The sequence below is a fragment of the Paraburkholderia sp. J69-1 genome, from assembly GCF_905220255.1.
Classification (GTDB): domain Bacteria; phylum Pseudomonadota; class Gammaproteobacteria; order Burkholderiales; family Burkholderiaceae; genus Paraburkholderia.
Map to the genome: position 1 here is coordinate 92,405 of NZ_CAJMZG010000029.1, position 16,257 is coordinate 108,661.

The window sequence follows — 16,257 nt, forward strand, 5'->3', positions numbered from 1 at the left end:
CGGTCCAGGCTTCGATCGCTCATTTGATCGTATTACCCCAGAGGTTCTTGTCGTCGACGTTCTGCTTCGTCACGAGCGGCGCGGGCAACTGATCTTCGAGCACGCCGGGCTGCAACTGGATGATGTTGCTGTCATGATCGGTCTTGCCCGGCTTGAAGGTTTTGCCTTCCAGCGCGGCCTTGATGTAATAGAGGCCGTATTTCGCGTAGAGATCGGCGGGCTGGGAAACCGTCGCGTCGATCTCACCCTTGCGGATTGCTTCGTATTCCTGTGGAATGCCGTCGTTCGAGACGATCACGATATGTTTGGGGTCGCCAGCGGGAAACATCAGCTGCTTGCGGCGCAGGGTTTGCAGCGTGGGCGAAAGATACACGCCGCCCGCCTGCATGTAGATCGCTTTCAGATCGGGGTTCGCGGTCAGCAGACTGTCGAGCGCACTGGCCGCCACATCGCCCTTCCAGCCCGCCGGAATCTCCAGCAGCGACAGATTCGGATAACGCTTCAGGCAGGCGCGAAACGCTTCGGAGCGATCACGCCCGTTCACTGAAGCCAGATCGCCCATGATCTGCACGACCTTGCCCGACTTCACATGCTCGCCGATGTACTGGCAGGCTTTCTCGCCATACGCGCGGTTATCGGCACGCACGACCATCGCCACATTGCCTTGCGTGGGCGCCACGTCCACGGCCACGACCTTCACGTTTTTCTGCGCGGCATTATCGAGCGCGCGGCTGATGGCGGCCGAATCGATCGGCCCCACCACGATGCCCTTCGCGCCCAGATTGATCATGTTGTTCATGTCCGTGATCTGCTGCGCGGGATCGTTGTTCGAATTCACGGGAGCGAGAATGTCGATGCCCATCTGCTTCGCGTACACGCTCAGGTAGTTGTTGTACGACTGCCAGAACGGCGAAGTCAGCAACGGCAGACCCAGGCCGACCTTGCCCAGATCGGCCGCCTGGGAAGCCCCCGGCGAAGCGAGCGCCGCAACGCAGGCCGCGACGGCGCAAAGCGTCTTCGCGAACGCGCGCGTCTGGCGGGATGAAATGGAGCGGCGGGCCAACGGGTGCCCGGATGCGAACGCCATGACTGTCTCCTGTCGACGCTGATTACGTCGGTTCTTTCGTTATGGAACCTTCCGTGTGCGCCGCGCCCGCGTGATCAGGCAAATTCGCAAGCAAGGCACGCCTGCGGCGCTGCGACTGCTCTTTCCTTGTCAGACGATGCTGGCGTATGTTCACCAGTGAACCTATTATTCATATACGCACGACACAAGGTCAAGGAATGTGCACTGCAGCAACCGTCCGTGATTTCCCTGGGCGGCGCGCGTGCCCACCTCCGCGTCAATCCAGAAAACACGCACGCACCCATGAAAACGAACGCACGCAAGCCGAAAGACGAAGCGCCGGCGCTGGAACCGGAAGAAAAGGACGGCAGTGACGGCGACGACCGCTACCGCGCGCCCGCGCTCGACAAGGGGCTCGATATCCTGGAACTGCTCGCGGAACAGCGCGGCGGCCTCACGCGCGCGGAAATCACCAAGGCGCTCGGGCGCAATGCGAGCGAGATCTACCGGATGCTGGAGCGGCTGGTGGCGCGTCAATACGTGATGCGCTCCGAAGCCGGCGACCGTTACGCGCTGGGCCTCAAGCTCTTCGCGCTCGCGCACCGCCATCCGCCGATGGAGCGTCTGATCGCCGAGGCGCTACCGCTCATGCAGCGCTTCGCCAACGACGCCGAGCAGTCCTGCCATCTCGCGGTGTACGACCGCGGCAATCTGCTCGTGATCGCCCAGGTGGACGGGCCGGGAACGTGGGGCATCGCGGTGCGGCTGGGCTCGCGCGTGGGTCTCGTCGATACGAGTTCGGGGCGCACGATTCTCGCGTATCAGACGCCGGAGCAGCGCACGCATATGCTCGCGGAACATACGAAGGTCAAGGGCGAAGTCGCCATCGATCATGCGGCGCTGGAAAGCGCGTGCGAGCGTATTCGGGCCGCAGGGTTGTCCCGCACGGACAGCCAGCAGATTTTCGGCGTGACGGACGTGACGTTTCCGGTGCTGGGACCGTCCGGGCAGGCGATTGCGGCGCTCACCTGCCCGTTTCTCAAGCGTATCGACGACTATGTCGCGCCATCGCTGGAAGACGCGACGCGCATGCTGGAGGAGACGGTGGAGGCGTTGTCGATGTTTCGGGAGGGGGAAGCGTGAACGCGCGTTACTGCGCCACCACCGCCCCCTCGCCCCCGTCCACCTCGCGGCGCACAATCGCCACCATCAACCGCTCCAGATCGCGCGTAAACCGCACCGTATCGAACAACGGCGCGTCGCTCTTCGCCCGCGCGAGCCGCTCGCGAATCTGCGCGAGCCAGGCCGGATCGCTCGCCAGCCCGAGCGCGATCTGGAAATACCCATTGAGGTCGCGCGCCACCAGTTCGCCGAGCCCCACCGCATGCAGCAGGCTCGCGCCCACGCGCCCCGCGAACAGCGCGCCGCTTGCCGACACCATCGGCACACCCGCCCACAGCGCATCGCTGCCGGTGGTGTGCGAACCGGTCGGCAAGGTATCGAGTGCGAGATCGGCGAGTTGCAGGCGCGCAAGATGCGCCTCCTGCGCGAGTCGCGGCGCGAAAATCACCCGCTCGCGCGCCACGCCCTCGCTCACGAAAAACGCATGCAGATTGGCACGCGCACGCTCGCTGCCCGGATCGAGCAGCCAGAGCACGCTGCCAGGCACCGCGCTCAAGAGACGCGCCCACACCGACGCCATCTGCGCATTGAGCTTGAACGTCTGATTGAAACTGCAGAACACGAAGCCGCGCTCGGGCAGACCAGCCGCTGCGCGCGTGGGCCGCGGGCCGCACTGGCGCCGGTGATCGGTCGGCTGGTAGCAGTGCGGCATCAGCGCGAGCGTTTCGCTGTAATGCTGAGCGCTGGCAGGCGGCGTCACCACCGAGTCGCCGATCAGGTAATCCGCCAGCCTTGGCGCGCCCAGCGAACCGGGATAACCCAGCCAGCTGACGATCACCGGCGCGGGCCGCAGCGCCGTGATACCCAGACGCGTTTGCGTCGTATAACCCTTGAGATCGACGAGCAGATGAATGCCATGATCGGCGATCTGCGCAGCTGCCTGCGCATCGGTCAGACCGCCGATGTCGTGGAACGTCGCGGGCAGCGCATCAAAACGCGCTTGCCACGCTGTATCGCGCGCGGCATTTCCATAGGAATACAGATGAATATCGAAGCGCGCCGCATCGTGCGATTCGAGCACGCCCGCCAGCAAATGCATCGTGGCGTGCGCATGAAAATCGGCGGAAAGATAGCCGATGCGCAAACGCCCGCCCATCGCCAATGCAGACAACGCCTCGGCCAGCCCCGCGCCGCGCGCCACCAGCGGCGCGGCCGCCAGTTCGCCACGCCAGCGCGTTTCGGCGAAGCGTCGCCCGGCTTCGCGATGCAGGCCCGGCGTGAGCGCTGGAATGCCGAGCAGGCCCCAGGGCGTGAGTTGTTCCGCCGCGCCCGAAGCCACCATCTCCAGCGTCAGGCGGTCGATGCGATCGAGATCCTGCCAGTACGCCACGCGTCGCCGCACATATTGCGCCGATTCCCAGCGCTCGCCCCGGCAATACGCCGCGTCGGCTTCATCGAGGCGGTTCTGCTGCTCGAGCAATCCACCGTAGCGCTGCCAGAGATGCGCCGCCGTCGGATCGAGTTCGAGCGCCTGCTTCAGGCTTGTCTCGGCGGCGTCGAATTGCCCCGCATCCTGCAGCAGCATGGCGAGATTGCTGTGCGCGAGCGCGTAAGCCGGATCGACGTCGATGGCCGCGCGATACGCGATCTCGGCATATTTGAGGTTATTGCCCTTCTTGAGCAGATTGCCGAGGTTATTGAAGAGCCGCGCCTCGCGCATGCCCTGATTGATCGCCGAGTAATACGCCGCGATCGCTTCGTTGTCGCGCCCTTGCCAGATGAGCGTCCAGCCCAGATCGCGCTGACGCTCGCCGCTATCCTGCAGCGCCAGCGCCTGACGGATCGCCGCTTCGCCCGGCGCGAAACGCTGCTGCCGCGCGAGCGTCACTCCCAGCCGATGCCAGGCTTCGGCATGCTGCGGGTCCTGCGCGACGATCTCGCGAAAGAGCGCTTCGGCAAGCGTGTATTGTTCGGCGTTCAGGCGATCGAGGCCACGCTTGAGCAGATCGGCGGAACGGGAAGAAAGGGTCGGGCTGGAAATTTTCATGCCCCGATCATAGGAAGCCCGATGGGGCGCGAACATCAGAGCGTTCCTGGTTTGGCGCGGCGTCGCGCAACTGGAAGCGCGCCGCGCAAACCGGTTAGAATGGCGGCCCTCTCAAATTCCGTCCGGCGCGCGTCTCACGTCGGGCGCGCACGCATACGTCATGGCGAAACTTCTCTCCGATCAAGAATTCCAGCGTTTTTCCGACCTTCAGCAAAAGCAGGCGAGCTTCACGATTTCGGCTGAGGAAGCCGACGAGCTGCGCGATATCGTCGCGCGTGCGCAGAAGAAGCGCGACGATCGCGCCGACGCGATGAAGACCGTCGAAACCGCCATCGCCGAATTCGAAATCACGCCGGACGAGCTGTTTTCGGCCGAGCAGATCGCCGAAGCCGCGCGCAATTTCGGCCTGATCCCGGCCACGCGCAAGGAGCGCGTGCTGCCGCCGTCGCTGACGTTCAACGGCAAGACGCATCAGTGGACCACGCGCGCGCTGCCGGACGACATCCGCATGCCGCTGTTCGAGGCGTTCCAGGGCGGCCAGTCGGTGAAGGCCTTCATCGCCACGCCGAAGGACGCCGCGCGCTGCGCCGCGACCATCGCGCGTCTGGAAAAGGAAACCGGCGCACAGTACGCGCAGGCCTGGCTCGACGAACTGTCGGTCACGCGCGCGCAGGTTGACGAAGCGCTGGCGAAGCTCGCGGCTTAAAGCTGCGTTCGATGCCGCCCGGTCGACAGGCAAGCGAGAGTTAATCGAGCGGCATCCTGAAACCCACCACGCCCGGATCATCCGTCGGCGTCACCGTAAAGCCCATCGCCCGCGCGAGGCCGATCATCGGCGCATTCTCGCGCAGCGCCTCGCCCAGCAGCCAGTGCGTGCCGCGCGAGCGCGCGTAGGCGATGATGCGCTCCATCAGCAGGCGGCCCAGGCCGCGCCCCTTGAGCGTCGACAAAATCGCCACGGCGAATTCGGCCGTTTCGTTGTCCGGGTCGGACACCGCGCGCGCCACGCCGAGCGTATGCGGCTGGCCGTCCTCGCCCACCACACTGGCGATCAGCGCCATCTCCCGGTCGTAATCGATCTGCGTCATGCGCGCGAGCTGCGAGTGATCGAAGCTGCGCACCGCCGAGAAAAACCGCAAACGCAGATCGTCCGGCGTCATCGATTCGACGAAGGCGTGGTGCATTTCTTCGTCCTCGGGCCGGATCGGCCGGATCGTCAGACGCTCGCCGTGCCAGTCGATGGTTTCTTCGAGCCGGCGCGGATACGGCATGATCGCGAAGCGGCTACGCTTTTCGGCCAGCTTGATGCGCGGCGCAGCGAGCGCGACGCCGTGGGGACGCACACGCAATGTCAGATGCAATCCGACAATCTCTCGCACTTCGCACACCGTCTGTGACAGTTCGGTGAGCGCGCGCAGCGCCGGCTCGGGCGCGACGCGCCGCGCGTAGGGCGACTGCGTGATGATGTCGCGCGACAGCACCGGATTGAGCGGCGGCAGGCTGTAGACGCGCAGCGGCGGCGAATAGCCATCCGGCGAAGGCGCGGCGAAGCGGAATACCGGGCCGAAGTTGTCGTCGTCGCGAAACTCGACGCTCACATCGACGATGGTGTCCGGCGATTCCTCGTGCGTCGTTTCCAGCCCGAACGCGGCAAAAAGCTGCGCCGCCTCGTCGCCTTCCAGCGTGTCGCGCCCCGCCGCCAGCGCCGCGCGCGCGATGCCCTGCGCCGTTTCGATGGCCGCGGCGCCCTGCGCGGGCGAGCTTTCGGGCGTCTGCATCAGCAACTGGCGGCCCAGCCGGTAATCGACCAGACGCGCAAAGGCGCGCGCGAGCCGTCGCGGCGTCGTGTGGACCGGAATGCCGTGCGCGTGCAACGCGTCGCGCGTGGCGTCGTCCACGCCGCCGAAAAAGCACGCCAGCATGCCGCGATACGCAAAGCGCTGGTTCTCGATCAGGACGCGCGCCACCTCGTTCACCGGCGCGCTGTGAGTGGGCGCATGCACGACGAAGGCCGTGCCGCTCGAACGCTGCGAGGCGAGCGTCTGCAGCGCCAGGCCGAAATGCTCGGGCTTCGCCGTATCGCCGAGCACCAGCGGATTGCCCGCCTGCGCGTGCGGCAGCGCCGCCTCCACGGCCGCGCGGGTTTCGTCGCTCCATTGCGCGAGCGTGTCGCTGGCCTTGTTGAAGGCGTCGCGCGCGAGCGTGGCCACGCCGCGATCGCTCGTGATGAGCGTGGCCGAGTCGCTCGCGGCCACGCGGCCCACGCCCAGCGTTTCGATTTCGTCGAGCAGATCGTCGAGGGTGTCGACGCGCACCAGGCCCGCGCGCCGGAACGCCGCCGTGTAGAGCGCGTCGCCCGGCTCGTCGCGGCCGCTGCGCAGCGCCAGCACCGGCTTGTTGCGGGCCGCCGCGCGCGCCGCGGACATGAATTTGCGCGCCGCGCGGATGCTGTCGACTTCGAGCAGGATCGCGCGCGTGGACGGATCGCTGGCCAGATAGTCGAGCACATCGCCGACGTCGATATCGGCCTCGTCGCCCAGCGCGACCGCGTGCGAGAAGCCCAGGCCGCGCGCATCGGCCCAGCGCAGCACGGCGTTGGTCAGCGCGTTGGACTGCGAGACCCACGCCACGCCGCCCTTGCGCGCGACCGTGGCGGCCGCGCCGAGTTGCGCGTTGAGCGCCGGCGTGAGCGCGCCCAGGCTGCCGGGGCCGAGCAGCCGCAGCAGATGCGGGCGCGCTGCCGCCAGCGCGTGGCGCAGATCGGCGTGATCTTCCTCGCTGCGCGCCTCGCCGACGATGATCGCCGCGCGCGTGCCCATGCCGCCCAGCCGGTGCACCAGCGCGGGCCACGTGGCCGGCCGCGTGCAGATGATGGCGACGCTGGGCGCTTCGGGCAGATCGCCGGCATCGGCCACCACGGGCCGGCCGTCGAAATCGCTCGTCTCACCGGCGTGGCGCGGGTTGACCGCCCACAGCGGCCCCGCGAAACCGCCTTCGATCAGGCGCTGCCAGACCATGTTGCCGATGCTGCCGGCGCGCTGCGAAGCGCCGATCACGGCCACCGACTTCGGCTGGAATATCGCGTCGAGATTGCGTACGGTCACTGCCCCTCCTCGCTGTTCGAATGCGCGGGCGCAGCGCGTGCATCGCGGCCGCCCGTCGTGACGATGAGGATAGGCGAATCGGCCCCGCGATGCGCGCATTTCGCCGCCTGACAGAGCCTCGCGCGGCGGCGGCATGGCGTCGCGGCCTTTGAAGCGTTGCGCGCGATGCCAACGCCCGAGAAACAGGAAAACGTTACCGGTATCGGGAACCGTGTCGCCGCACATCTGTTGCAAAATCGCAGCCTTCTGACGCGAACATTATGTTTTCAATATTTCATCGTAAAATGCGCCAGCCGCCGGGATGTATCGGCGTAGCACTTTTACGCCCGCGATGCACGTCGACCTTCTCACCCTATATTTCCTCGCGATCGGAACCTTGCTCGCCAGTTCCGCGATGACCCTTTGGGAGCATCGCACTCACCCTGGCCGCAGCAAGGAACTGAAAATACTCGCCGCCGGATATACCACGCTCGCCATTGGCTGCGTGGCCGTCATCTATCGCTTCAAATTGCCCTGGGTGTGGGGTTCCGCGTTGAGCAACATGGTGATGCTGTGCGGCTATCTGCTGATTGCCCACGGCGTCGCCACCATGAACGGGCGGCGTTACCGGCTCGCATCCGCGCTCATCCTGCTGGTCCAGGCGCTCGCGTGGGGCGTGTCGGGTACGCGCGGGCTCGACGTCATGTGGATGTATGTCACGGCGATCCCGCTGTCGCTGGCTTCCGCGATGGCCGCGCGCGAACTGCTGCGCGGCGACGGCCGCAAATGGGGCCACGCGCGCAATATCGCCGTGCTGGTGACGGGCGCGCACGCGGCGCTCTACGCGTTTCGCGCAGTCGTGCTGCCGTGGCTGGCCACGCGCTACGGTCAGGCGATTCTGCCGACCGTCAGCAAGATCACCTTGTACGAAGGCGTGCTGTATTCGGTCGTGCTGCCGATGACGCTGCTGCGCCTCGTGCGCGAGGAAACCCACGGCCAGCTTTTGCAGGAATCCCAAACGGATTATCTGACGCGCCTGGGCAACCGCCGCTGGTTCTTCGAGGAAGGCGCGCGCATGCTCGGCCAGGCGGGCAGGCGCGAAGCGGTTGCGCTGCTGGCCTTCGACCTCGACCACTTCAAGACGATCAACGATCGTTACGGCCACAAGACCGGCGACGAAGTGCTGAAATCGTTTTCGGCGATCGCGCGCGGTGTGGTCGGTCCGCAGGCGCTGCTGGCGCGCATCGGCGGCGAGGAATTTGCGGCGCTGCTGCCCGGCATCGACACCGCGCAGGTGCAGGCAATGGGCGAAATGATCGTGCGGCGCTTCGAGCAGACGGCGGCGCACGGCATCGACGGCGTGGGCATGCGCACCACCGTCAGCATCGGCCTGGCGGTGAAAACGAGCGAAACGATGACGCTCTCCGACCTGCTCGCCGCCGCCGACCAGGCGCTCTATCGCGCGAAATCGCTGGGCGGCAACCGCCTGGAATACGCGAACAGCGATAGCGATACGCAAACCACACACGCATAAAAAACGGGCCGCTGGGGGAAACCACCCAGCGGCCCGTTCTACATCGGCTGCAGCAGCCAGCGTTAAATCGACTTCTTGAACGGTGCGCCCGAATGCTCGCGCAGTTCGTTGAAGACGATCTTCGGCCACGCCTTTTGCGCGACGTCGATTTCGGAGACGTGCGAAGCCAGATACGTCGGCGCATTCGATGCGTCGTAGGCCATGCGCGCTTCGTACGAATCGGTGAAACGGCGCAGCTCGACGGGGTCATCGCAGGTGACCCAGCGCGACAGGCGATAGCGCGCCGGCATCAGGCGCACCGCCACCTTGTATTCCGCCGCGAGACGGTGCGACACCACTTCGAACTGCAGCTGGCCGACCGCGCCGAGAATCGTCGCGCCGCCGTGAATCGGGCGGAACACCTGAATCGCGCCTTCTTCGCCAAGCTGTTTGAGCGCTTCGCCCAGTTGCTTGGCGCGCATCGGATCAACCACTTCGACGGTCTGGAAAATTTCCGGCGCGAAGAACGGCAGACCCGTGAATTGCAGGTCTTCGCCTTCGGTCAGCGTATCGCCGAGACTCAGCGTGCCATGGTTAGGAATACCGATGATGTCGCCAGGGTAGGCTTCGGCCACGGTTTCGCGGCGCTGCGACAGGAAGCTCACCACGTTATTGGCGCGGAAGGTCTTGTTGTTGCGCGTGACCTTCAGTTGCATGCCGCGCTCGAAATGGCCCGAGCACACGCGGATAAACGCCACGCGGTCGCGGTGCGCGAGGTCCATATTGGCCTGCACCTTGAACACGACGCCCGTGAATTTGGCTTCGTCCGGCGCGACCGCGCGCTGCACGGCCATACGCGGCGACGGTGCCGGCGCGAGGTCGACCAGCGCGTCCAGAATTTCCTTCACGCCGAAGTTATTGATCGCCGAGCCGAACAGCACCGGCGACTGCTCGCCCTTGAGGAACGCTTCGCGATCGAAGGTGGGCGTCGCGCCCGTGATCAGCTCGACTTCTTCCTTGGTGCGCTTCCAGTGATAGCCGAAGCGCGCTTCGCCATCGGCGTCGCTGATGTTTTGCAGCGTTTCCACCGCGCCGCCCAGCGATTGCTCGCCCGCACGGAACACGCGCACCTGATCGCGCTGGATGTCGTAGACGCCCTGGAATTCCTTGCCCATGCCGATCGGCCAGGTGAACGGCACCGCCGCCACGCCAAGGTGCTGCTCGATTTCGTCGAGCAGATCGAGCGGCTCGCGCACTTCGCGGTCGAGCTTGTTGATGAACGTGAGAATGGGCGTCTTGCGGCTGCGGCAGACTTCGAGCAGCTTGAGCGTCTGCGCTTCCACGCCGTTCGCGCCGTCGATCACCATCACGGCCGCGTCGACGGCCGTCAGCACACGATAGGTATCTTCCGAGAAGTCCTCGTGGCCCGGGGTGTCGAGCAGATTGATGACGGCGTCGCCGTATTCGAACTGCATGACCGAGCTGGCGACCGAAATGCCGCGCTGCTTTTCGATCTCCATCCAGTCGGAGGTCGCGAAGCGGCCGCTCTTCTTGCCCTTCACGGTACCGGCGATCTGAATCGCGCCCGAGAACAGCAGCAGCTTTTCGGTGAGCGTGGTCTTACCCGCGTCCGGGTGAGAAATGACCGCGAACGTGCGGCGGCGTCTGAGTTCGGCAACTGACATGGATGGAGCGGGTATCACTGATGAATTCGGGCAACCGGCCGCGTGGCGGGGGTTGCGGATGTGGCCGGCGCATCGGCGGCGGCCGGCCCGGCGGCCAGCGCGGCAGCATTGCCGGCTGCGGCACGGCAGGCGGGCGGCCTGCGCGTCGCGGCCTTCGAGGCGAATAGCACGACCGGTCCGAAAAACACGACCGACGTCCGCAGCAGGAAGGCGCCGGGGACGAATGATACACGGCATTACCGCTGGAGACTAAGACTTCGCTGTGGATAAGCGTGGCGCGTGGGGTATCGGCGGCGTGGCTACGGTGAGCTTTTACGGGAGCAATGGGCGCGGGGCCGGAAGCGGAGCGCTTGCGCTGCGTTTTCAGTGCATTACGCAGGGCGTTTGGGCAGATCGGCTGACCGTGCCGTGAGCACGCGGCAAAGTGTCTCGCGTGAGAAAGCTTTTCGCGTCAATGACTTGCGTGCATCGTGCGTGCATCGTGCGCGGCGCAGGCCGGGCGATTCACGCAGCGCGCCATGCATCGCCGTACTGCTGGTCCAGAGCCCGGCGGCGCACTGGCATCGCCGGGCGCCGCCCAAAGGTGAGGATTTACGGGATCACACGCGCCGCGCTTGATCCCGGAGGTTTATTGCTTGATCAGGAAGCGGTCGCGGTTCTTCACGCCCGAAAGCCACGCCGGAGCACGGCCACGGCCGCTCCAGGTCTCCCCCGTCTTGGGGTTCGCAAAACGCGCGGGCAGCGGCGTCTTCTTGCGCGCGACCGTACCCGCGCTTGTGAAGCCGAGCTCTTCCGCCGTGATTTCGTATTCCGCGATCTTTTCCTTGATGTCGGCGATCGCTTGCTCGACTTCCTTTTCGCGTGCCGCCGCAACTTCCTTATGCAGTTTTTCGAGTTGGGCGGTGAGTTGCTTGTAGCTCGGCATGAATAGAGATCTCCAGAAGGTCACACGTGGCTATTGTGGCCCTTATCGCCCTCGCGAGTGTTAAATTGCGCGCCGTTTTTCGCTTGCATTCGCTTATACGCGTCAATTTCTTTCCTTTCTTTACCAGATCGATCGGCGATTATGTGTTCGCTAACGAATGGTTTCGAGCGCCGCAATACCCTTCGCGCGCCGCTCCAGCGCGCCCAGCGCCTCGGACAGACGCCTGACACGCTGCAATTGCGAAGGCACGAGATCGGCGCTCGACACGGCTGCAACGCGGCCGCGCCAGTAAGAAAGGGGAATGCGATCGGTGCCCGACAGTCTTGCAACGATCTGCTCGAGATGCTCAATATCCTTTTCAAGTTGATGATGGTTCATTGCTGCCCCCGGGATTCATCCAACTTTTAAAAGACGTCATGTAAAAGACGTCGGCGCATTCAATGCAGCGCGATGACTAAACCATTATTCAGCGATAACCTGGAATTTAATTCGCCGCATTGCGCTCATTGCGCCGGATTGTTTATCGGCAGCCTGACGCGTGCTTGTCGCCTGTTTATCACTTTTCTTGCGCGGTCTTTTTCCTGGCAGTCGGTCTGGCGGGGTGGTTTTCAACAGCCTCGCCGTTCCAGAATAGGACGGCCATGGCCGCCAATCCGTTGCCTACCGCACGGAACGCAATGGGCGCCTCGTCCAACCTGACGCTATTAGTCAACGAACGATATGAAGATTAGCGGCGCCTAAAACGGCTGTATATTCCACAGTTGTGCAAGGAATATGCGCCACGCATTTTAGGCGCGCGATGCTTCACGGCGGGTTTGAGTACGGGATCGGCGTGAAATCGAACGAATCGGAATACGACTGCCTGTTGCACGGCATATACGCCACGCTCGAACGTCCCGCGGCATGGAAGGATTTTTGCGCCCTGCTGCGCGAGGCGATCGGCGCTGCTTCGATCCAGTTGAGCGCCTTCGATCGTCAGCGCGAGTTGTTCTCCTGGGCCGATGGTTTCAGCGTGCTGGAAACCGAACCGCTCGAATTCATCCCCACGCTCTATCGCGACGACGCGCGCCTCGAATGGCTGCGCGCCTGTGCGCCCGGCAAATGGCTCTACTGCTGCAGCGACGCCGGCAACAGCCGGGGCCAGGCCGTGTTCGAGCCGTGCGTGCTCGCGGGCGCGGGGCGCTTCGTCTCGCTGTGCAAGCTGATCGACAGCGGCACGCTCACGGCGATGATCGCCTGCCGCCGCCACCACGGTGACGGCCCGCTGCCGGAGGCCGGGCGCGCGCTGCTCGAACGTCTGACGCCGCATCTGATCCGCGCGATGCGCCTGAGCCTGCATCGCCTGCTGCCCGACGCCGATGCGCTCGCGCGCCAGGCGCGTCCGCCTGCGATGCTTGTGAGCGCGCTCGGCGAAGTCCTGCACAGCAACGAACCTGCGCAGCGGCTGTTGCGCGCCACGTCGCTCGTGCGCGTGCGCAGCAAGCGCATCGCGCTGGCCGCGCCGTTTCAGACGCGCTTTCTGGAGGATGTGGCGATCAGCGAAGCGCGCCTGAAAAACCACGTGAACGGCGCGCGGGCCGCAGCGGCGCGCGTGCGGGCGCTGCGCATCGTGAGTACTGCCGATCGCGCTGTCGATCATGAAGACGGGCACCCAACGCGCGACAACGATGCCGATGCGACGTTACCCGCCGCGCCGGAAGTGCTCTACGCGTTCTACAACGTGGTGACGCCCGGCGAAGCATCGGCCGCCGATCTGCGCGCGATGGCGGCGCTGACCTTCTACCATCCGCGTTCGGCGCCGGCGGTGGACGAGCAGGTGCTGGCCACGGCATTCGATCTCTCGCCCGCCGAATGCCGCATCGTGCACATGCTGGTGGATGGCTTCACGGCCAAGGAAATCGCCGCGCGCGTGAACGTGCAATACGACACGGTGCGCAAGCAACTACAGTCGATCTACCTCAAAACCGCCACGCGACGACAACCCGATCTGCTGCGTCTGATGATGAACCTGCCGGCACGCGGCCGGGCAGGTGCCGCCGGCTAGGTGCGGCCGGCCAGGTGCGGCTGGAGGCTACTGACGTAGCCTCGCGCGACGATATCGGTTCGGACGTCTTATTTCGCCTTGCAGGCGAACACGAGCGTATAAGTGTCGCCGGTCGTGGCGTTATCGACGGTGTCGTAACCCGCGCCAGCGCAGCGCGCACGCGCCTGTTGCACGCACGAATCGCGGTCGCCGCCCGCCGGGCATTGCACCTGGATCGTGGGACGGCCATCGGAGAGGAACAGCGGCGGGCCGCTGCTGCACGCGGACAAAGCCGCGAGCAGCGCACAGGCGCCCGCCGCAAACGGCAGCCTGCGAAGATAAAACGAAGGCGAAACGAAACGATTCATGGAGTACCCCGGGGGCGTTCTAGTTTTTCGACGCTGCGATTGTGCCATGCCGCGTGACGCCTGGGCGCCATGCGGAGCGCATGGGGTAACAGGCGCGTGGCGCGCGCGGTTCGAGTGTTTCAGTGCGACGGCGGCATCGTCTTGTACGGCGGCTTCGCGCGCGGATCGGCACTGATGCGCACAAACACCTGCTCGACATCGGGTATCGCCGATAGTCGCCGCTCCAGCGCCGCGCGATCGAAGTTTGCGCCCGCGCAACCTTCGGCATAGACGAAGCGCCGCTGCACCGTAATCCACAGGCTCGTGCCGGCCAGCGTAGCGTCGTCCTTGAACTGCGTGCGGATCGCCTGCGCAATATCGGCATCGTAGAGATAGGAATTCGGCTTCGTGCATTTGTGCGCGAGCCAGCAGGTCGTGCCGCGCTCGACGCGGTAATGGGCGTCGTCGTCGGCTTCGGCCTTGGTCATGCTCGGGCCGAGCGGCTGCGGGCAGGCGCGCTGCGCAGCCGAAAGCGCAAAAAACGGGTCGTTGTACCAGTTGCGGACTTCGTCAGGCGATGGCGCCGATGCCTGCGCCACCGCGATGCACGGCAACATCGCCGCAATCAGCCACGTGATCGCCCTCGCTCGCCGTCCCTGAAACGCCTTGCGCGTTTGCATCGCCCTCTCCCTGCCGCTGCGTATGCCGATTCAGTCACGATAGGACCGCCCTGCGCAAGCCGCAATCAGGAATGCCCGGCATACGCGATTGCGAAGCCTTCCTGAACGATTCGGTACAATCGCTGCGGCGCACCATGGCTTTGATCGTGGGCGTAGAGACATGCAAGAAAAAGCGCAATACAGAAGTGCATCGACGAAGTGCAACACGCCCTTGCAGGAGACTCCATGTCGTTCATTATCGTTCTCGCCGCTCTAGCGTTTCTCATGCTTGCCGCATATCGCGGCTACAGCGTGATCCTTTTCGCTCCCGTAGCGGCGCTCGCCGCTGTTCTGCTCACCGATCCCGCCGCCGTCGCACCGGTTTTCTCCGGCATTTTCATGGAGAAAATGGTGGGTTTCGTGAAGTTGTATTTCCCCGTGTTCCTGCTCGGCGCCGTATTCGGCAAGGTCATCGAGCTATCGGGATTCTCGGAAGCGATCGTCGCCGCCGCGATCCGCTATATCGGCCGCTCTCGCGCCAATGCGGTGATCGTGGCCGTCTGCGCGCTGCTCACGTATGGCGGCGTGTCGCTGTTCGTGGTGGTGTTCGCGGTCTATCCGTTCGCCGCGGAGCTTTATCGCCAGAGCAACATCCCCAAGCGCCTGATGCCTGGCGCGATCGCGCTTGGCGCATTCTCGTTCACGATGGACTCGCTGCCCGGCACGCCGCAGATCCAGAACATCATCCCGACGACGTTCTTCAAGACCACCGCCTGGGCCGCGCCGGCGCTGGGCGTGATCGGCTCGTTGTTCATCATCGTGGTGGGTCTGACGTACCTCGAATGGCGACGCCGTAGCGCGATGGCCAAGGGCGAAGGCTACGGCACCTCGCTGGTGAACGAGCCCGAGCACGTGAAAACCGACCATCTGCCGAATCCGCTGCTGGCTGTGACGCCGCTCGTGCTGGTGGGTGTCGCGAACTTCTTTCTCACGCGCTGGATTCCGCAGTGGTACGGCGATACGTACACCGTCACGCCCGATGTGCTACCCGGCATGCATACGCCCGTGACGACGACGGTCAAACAGGTTGTCGCGATCTGGTCGGTGGAAGGTGCGTTGCTGCTGGGGATCGTGTTCGTGGTCGTCAGCGCGTTTTCGCGTGTGAAGGAGCGTTTTGCGACGGGCACGAAGGCGGCTGTGGCGGGCGCGCTGCTGGCGTCGCTCAACACGGCTTCGGAATATGGCTTTGGTGGCGTAATTGCGGCGTTGCCGGGTTTTCTTGTTGTCAGCGATGCGCTCAAGAGCATTCCGAATCCGCTTGTTAATGCGGCTGTTTCGGTGAGTTCGCTGGCGGGGATTACGGGTTCAGCATCAGGCGGGATGAGTATTGCGCTGGCTGCGATGTCCGATCTGTTTATCAAAGGCGCGCAGGCTGCGAATATTCCGCTAGAGGTGCTGCATCGAGTAGTGGCCATGGCCAGCGGCGGGATGGATACGCTGCCGCATAACGGCGCAGTCATTACGCTGTTGGCCGTGACCGGGTTGACGCACCGTGAGTCATATCGGGACATTTTTGCAGTCACCGTGATCAAGACGTTGGCGGTGTTCTTTGTGATCGCCGTTTTTTATACGACGGGGTTGGTTTAAGGGTTTGGATTGTTGCTAGTGGTAGTGCTGAATGCAAAAAGCCGTCCCTGTGGGGACGGCTTTTTTATGCGGGCTTAGCGGTGCCTGCATCTGCGCGTGCTTTTCCACGCGCGTAAACGCCAGAACCCCGGTTCTCGCTT

Annotated in this window: 13 protein-coding genes; 5 read left to right on the plus strand and 8 right to left on the minus strand. The window is 64.6% G+C overall.

Translation table 11 applies throughout. The features are described 5' to 3' along the window. Window positions 1-19: 19 nt before the first annotated feature. Complete coding sequence (locus U5A67_RS36370) at window positions 20-1,087, minus strand: sugar ABC transporter substrate-binding protein (RefSeq protein ID WP_321818117.1); 1,068 nt, start codon at window positions 1,085-1,087, stop codon at window positions 20-22. A 282-nt stretch (window positions 1,088-1,369) separates the two neighbouring features. Here U5A67_RS36370 and U5A67_RS36375 point away from each other — a divergent pair, with 282 nt between their 5' ends. Further along, window positions 1,370-2,209, plus strand: a complete 840-nt coding sequence (locus tag U5A67_RS36375; RefSeq protein ID WP_321818118.1) for an IclR family transcriptional regulator — start codon at window positions 1,370-1,372, stop codon at window positions 2,207-2,209. 7 nt (window positions 2,210-2,216) lie between these two features. Here the strand turns inward: U5A67_RS36375 and U5A67_RS36380 are convergent, their stop codons facing one another. Further along, a complete protein-coding gene (locus tag U5A67_RS36380) occupies window positions 2,217-4,235 on the minus strand; it encodes a tetratricopeptide repeat protein (RefSeq protein WP_321818119.1) in 2,019 nt (672 codons plus the stop codon). A 160-nt stretch (window positions 4,236-4,395) separates the two neighbouring features. Between U5A67_RS36380 and U5A67_RS36385 the strand changes: the two genes are divergently transcribed. Continuing rightward, the gene (locus tag U5A67_RS36385; protein ID WP_205986922.1) at window positions 4,396-4,941 is read left to right on the plus strand and encodes a hypothetical protein; all 546 of its coding nucleotides are present in this window, start codon (window positions 4,396-4,398) and stop codon (window positions 4,939-4,941) included. A gap of 40 nt (window positions 4,942-4,981) precedes the next feature. Here the strand turns inward: U5A67_RS36385 and U5A67_RS36390 are convergent, their stop codons facing one another. Continuing rightward, window positions 4,982-7,339 (minus strand): GNAT family N-acetyltransferase, encoded by a 2,358-nt coding sequence (locus tag U5A67_RS36390; protein WP_321818120.1) that lies wholly within the window; start codon window positions 7,337-7,339, stop codon window positions 4,982-4,984. Between the two features lie 331 nt (window positions 7,340-7,670). Between U5A67_RS36390 and U5A67_RS36395 the strand changes: the two genes are divergently transcribed. Then, entirely contained in the window at window positions 7,671-8,852 is a 1,182-nt protein-coding gene (locus U5A67_RS36395; protein WP_321818121.1) for a GGDEF domain-containing protein, read from the plus strand. 62 nt (window positions 8,853-8,914) lie between these two features. Here the strand turns inward: U5A67_RS36395 and U5A67_RS36400 are convergent, their stop codons facing one another. The 3 genes from U5A67_RS36400 to U5A67_RS36410 form a co-directional block, all read right to left on the minus strand. Beyond that, on the minus strand, window positions 8,915-10,516 hold the full coding sequence (locus U5A67_RS36400; RefSeq protein WP_205987881.1) for a peptide chain release factor 3: 1,602 nt from the start codon (window positions 10,514-10,516) through the stop codon (window positions 8,915-8,917). Between the two features lie 628 nt (window positions 10,517-11,144). Further along, window positions 11,145-11,441: an H-NS family nucleoid-associated regulatory protein gene (locus U5A67_RS36405; RefSeq protein WP_205987882.1), complete on the minus strand. Its 297-nt coding sequence runs from the start codon at window positions 11,439-11,441 to the stop codon at window positions 11,145-11,147. A 150-nt stretch (window positions 11,442-11,591) separates the two neighbouring features. Continuing rightward, window positions 11,592-11,819: a hypothetical protein gene (locus U5A67_RS36410; RefSeq protein WP_321818122.1), complete on the minus strand. Its 228-nt coding sequence runs from the start codon at window positions 11,817-11,819 to the stop codon at window positions 11,592-11,594. Window positions 11,820-12,273: 454 nt separating this feature from the next. Between U5A67_RS36410 and U5A67_RS36415 the strand changes: the two genes are divergently transcribed. Beyond that, window positions 12,274-13,485: a helix-turn-helix transcriptional regulator gene (locus tag U5A67_RS36415; RefSeq protein WP_321818123.1), complete on the plus strand. Its 1,212-nt coding sequence runs from the start codon at window positions 12,274-12,276 to the stop codon at window positions 13,483-13,485. A 68-nt stretch (window positions 13,486-13,553) separates the two neighbouring features. Here the strand turns inward: U5A67_RS36415 and U5A67_RS36420 are convergent, their stop codons facing one another. Together U5A67_RS36420 and U5A67_RS36425 are read right to left on the minus strand one after the other, a co-directional pair. Beyond that, window positions 13,554-13,832: a hypothetical protein gene (locus U5A67_RS36420; protein WP_205987885.1), complete on the minus strand. Its 279-nt coding sequence runs from the start codon at window positions 13,830-13,832 to the stop codon at window positions 13,554-13,556. 119 nt (window positions 13,833-13,951) lie between these two features. After that, a complete protein-coding gene (locus U5A67_RS36425) occupies window positions 13,952-14,491 on the minus strand; it encodes a BON domain-containing protein (protein WP_415768144.1) in 540 nt (179 codons plus the stop codon). Between the two features lie 225 nt (window positions 14,492-14,716). On the opposite strand from U5A67_RS36425, the gene U5A67_RS36430 reads away from it, so the two are divergent. After that, window positions 14,717-16,117, plus strand: coding sequence for a GntP family permease (locus U5A67_RS36430; RefSeq protein ID WP_205987886.1), 1,401 nt, complete (start codon window positions 14,717-14,719; stop codon window positions 16,115-16,117). Window positions 16,118-16,257: the final 140 nt, after the last annotated feature.

Excerpts from the sequence above, each read along its gene's own strand:
- U5A67_RS36395 (WP_321818121.1), top strand. The coding sequence starts at position 7,671 with ATGCACGTCGACCTTCTCACCCTATATTTCCTCGCGATCGGAACCTTG.
- U5A67_RS36400 (WP_205987881.1), bottom strand. The coding sequence starts at position 10,516 with ATGTCAGTTGCCGAACTCAGACGCCGCCGCACGTTCGCGGTCATTTCT.
- U5A67_RS36405 (WP_205987882.1), bottom strand. The coding sequence starts at position 11,441 with ATGCCGAGCTACAAGCAACTCACCGCCCAACTCGAAAAACTGCATAAG.
- U5A67_RS36370 (WP_321818117.1), bottom strand. The coding sequence starts at position 1,087 with ATGGCGTTCGCATCCGGGCACCCGTTGGCCCGCCGCTCCATTTCATCC.
- U5A67_RS36420 (WP_205987885.1), bottom strand. The coding sequence starts at position 13,832 with ATGAATCGTTTCGTTTCGCCTTCGTTTTATCTTCGCAGGCTGCCGTTT.
- U5A67_RS36410 (WP_321818122.1), bottom strand. The coding sequence starts at position 11,819 with ATGAACCATCATCAACTTGAAAAGGATATTGAGCATCTCGAGCAGATC.
- U5A67_RS36380 (WP_321818119.1), bottom strand. The coding sequence starts at position 4,235 with ATGAAAATTTCCAGCCCGACCCTTTCTTCCCGTTCCGCCGATCTGCTC.
- U5A67_RS36430 (WP_205987886.1), top strand. The coding sequence starts at position 14,717 with ATGTCGTTCATTATCGTTCTCGCCGCTCTAGCGTTTCTCATGCTTGCC.
- U5A67_RS36385 (WP_205986922.1), top strand. The coding sequence starts at position 4,396 with ATGGCGAAACTTCTCTCCGATCAAGAATTCCAGCGTTTTTCCGACCTT.
- U5A67_RS36425 (WP_415768144.1), bottom strand. The coding sequence starts at position 14,491 with ATGCAAACGCGCAAGGCGTTTCAGGGACGGCGAGCGAGGGCGATCACG.
- U5A67_RS36375 (WP_321818118.1), top strand. The coding sequence starts at position 1,370 with ATGAAAACGAACGCACGCAAGCCGAAAGACGAAGCGCCGGCGCTGGAA.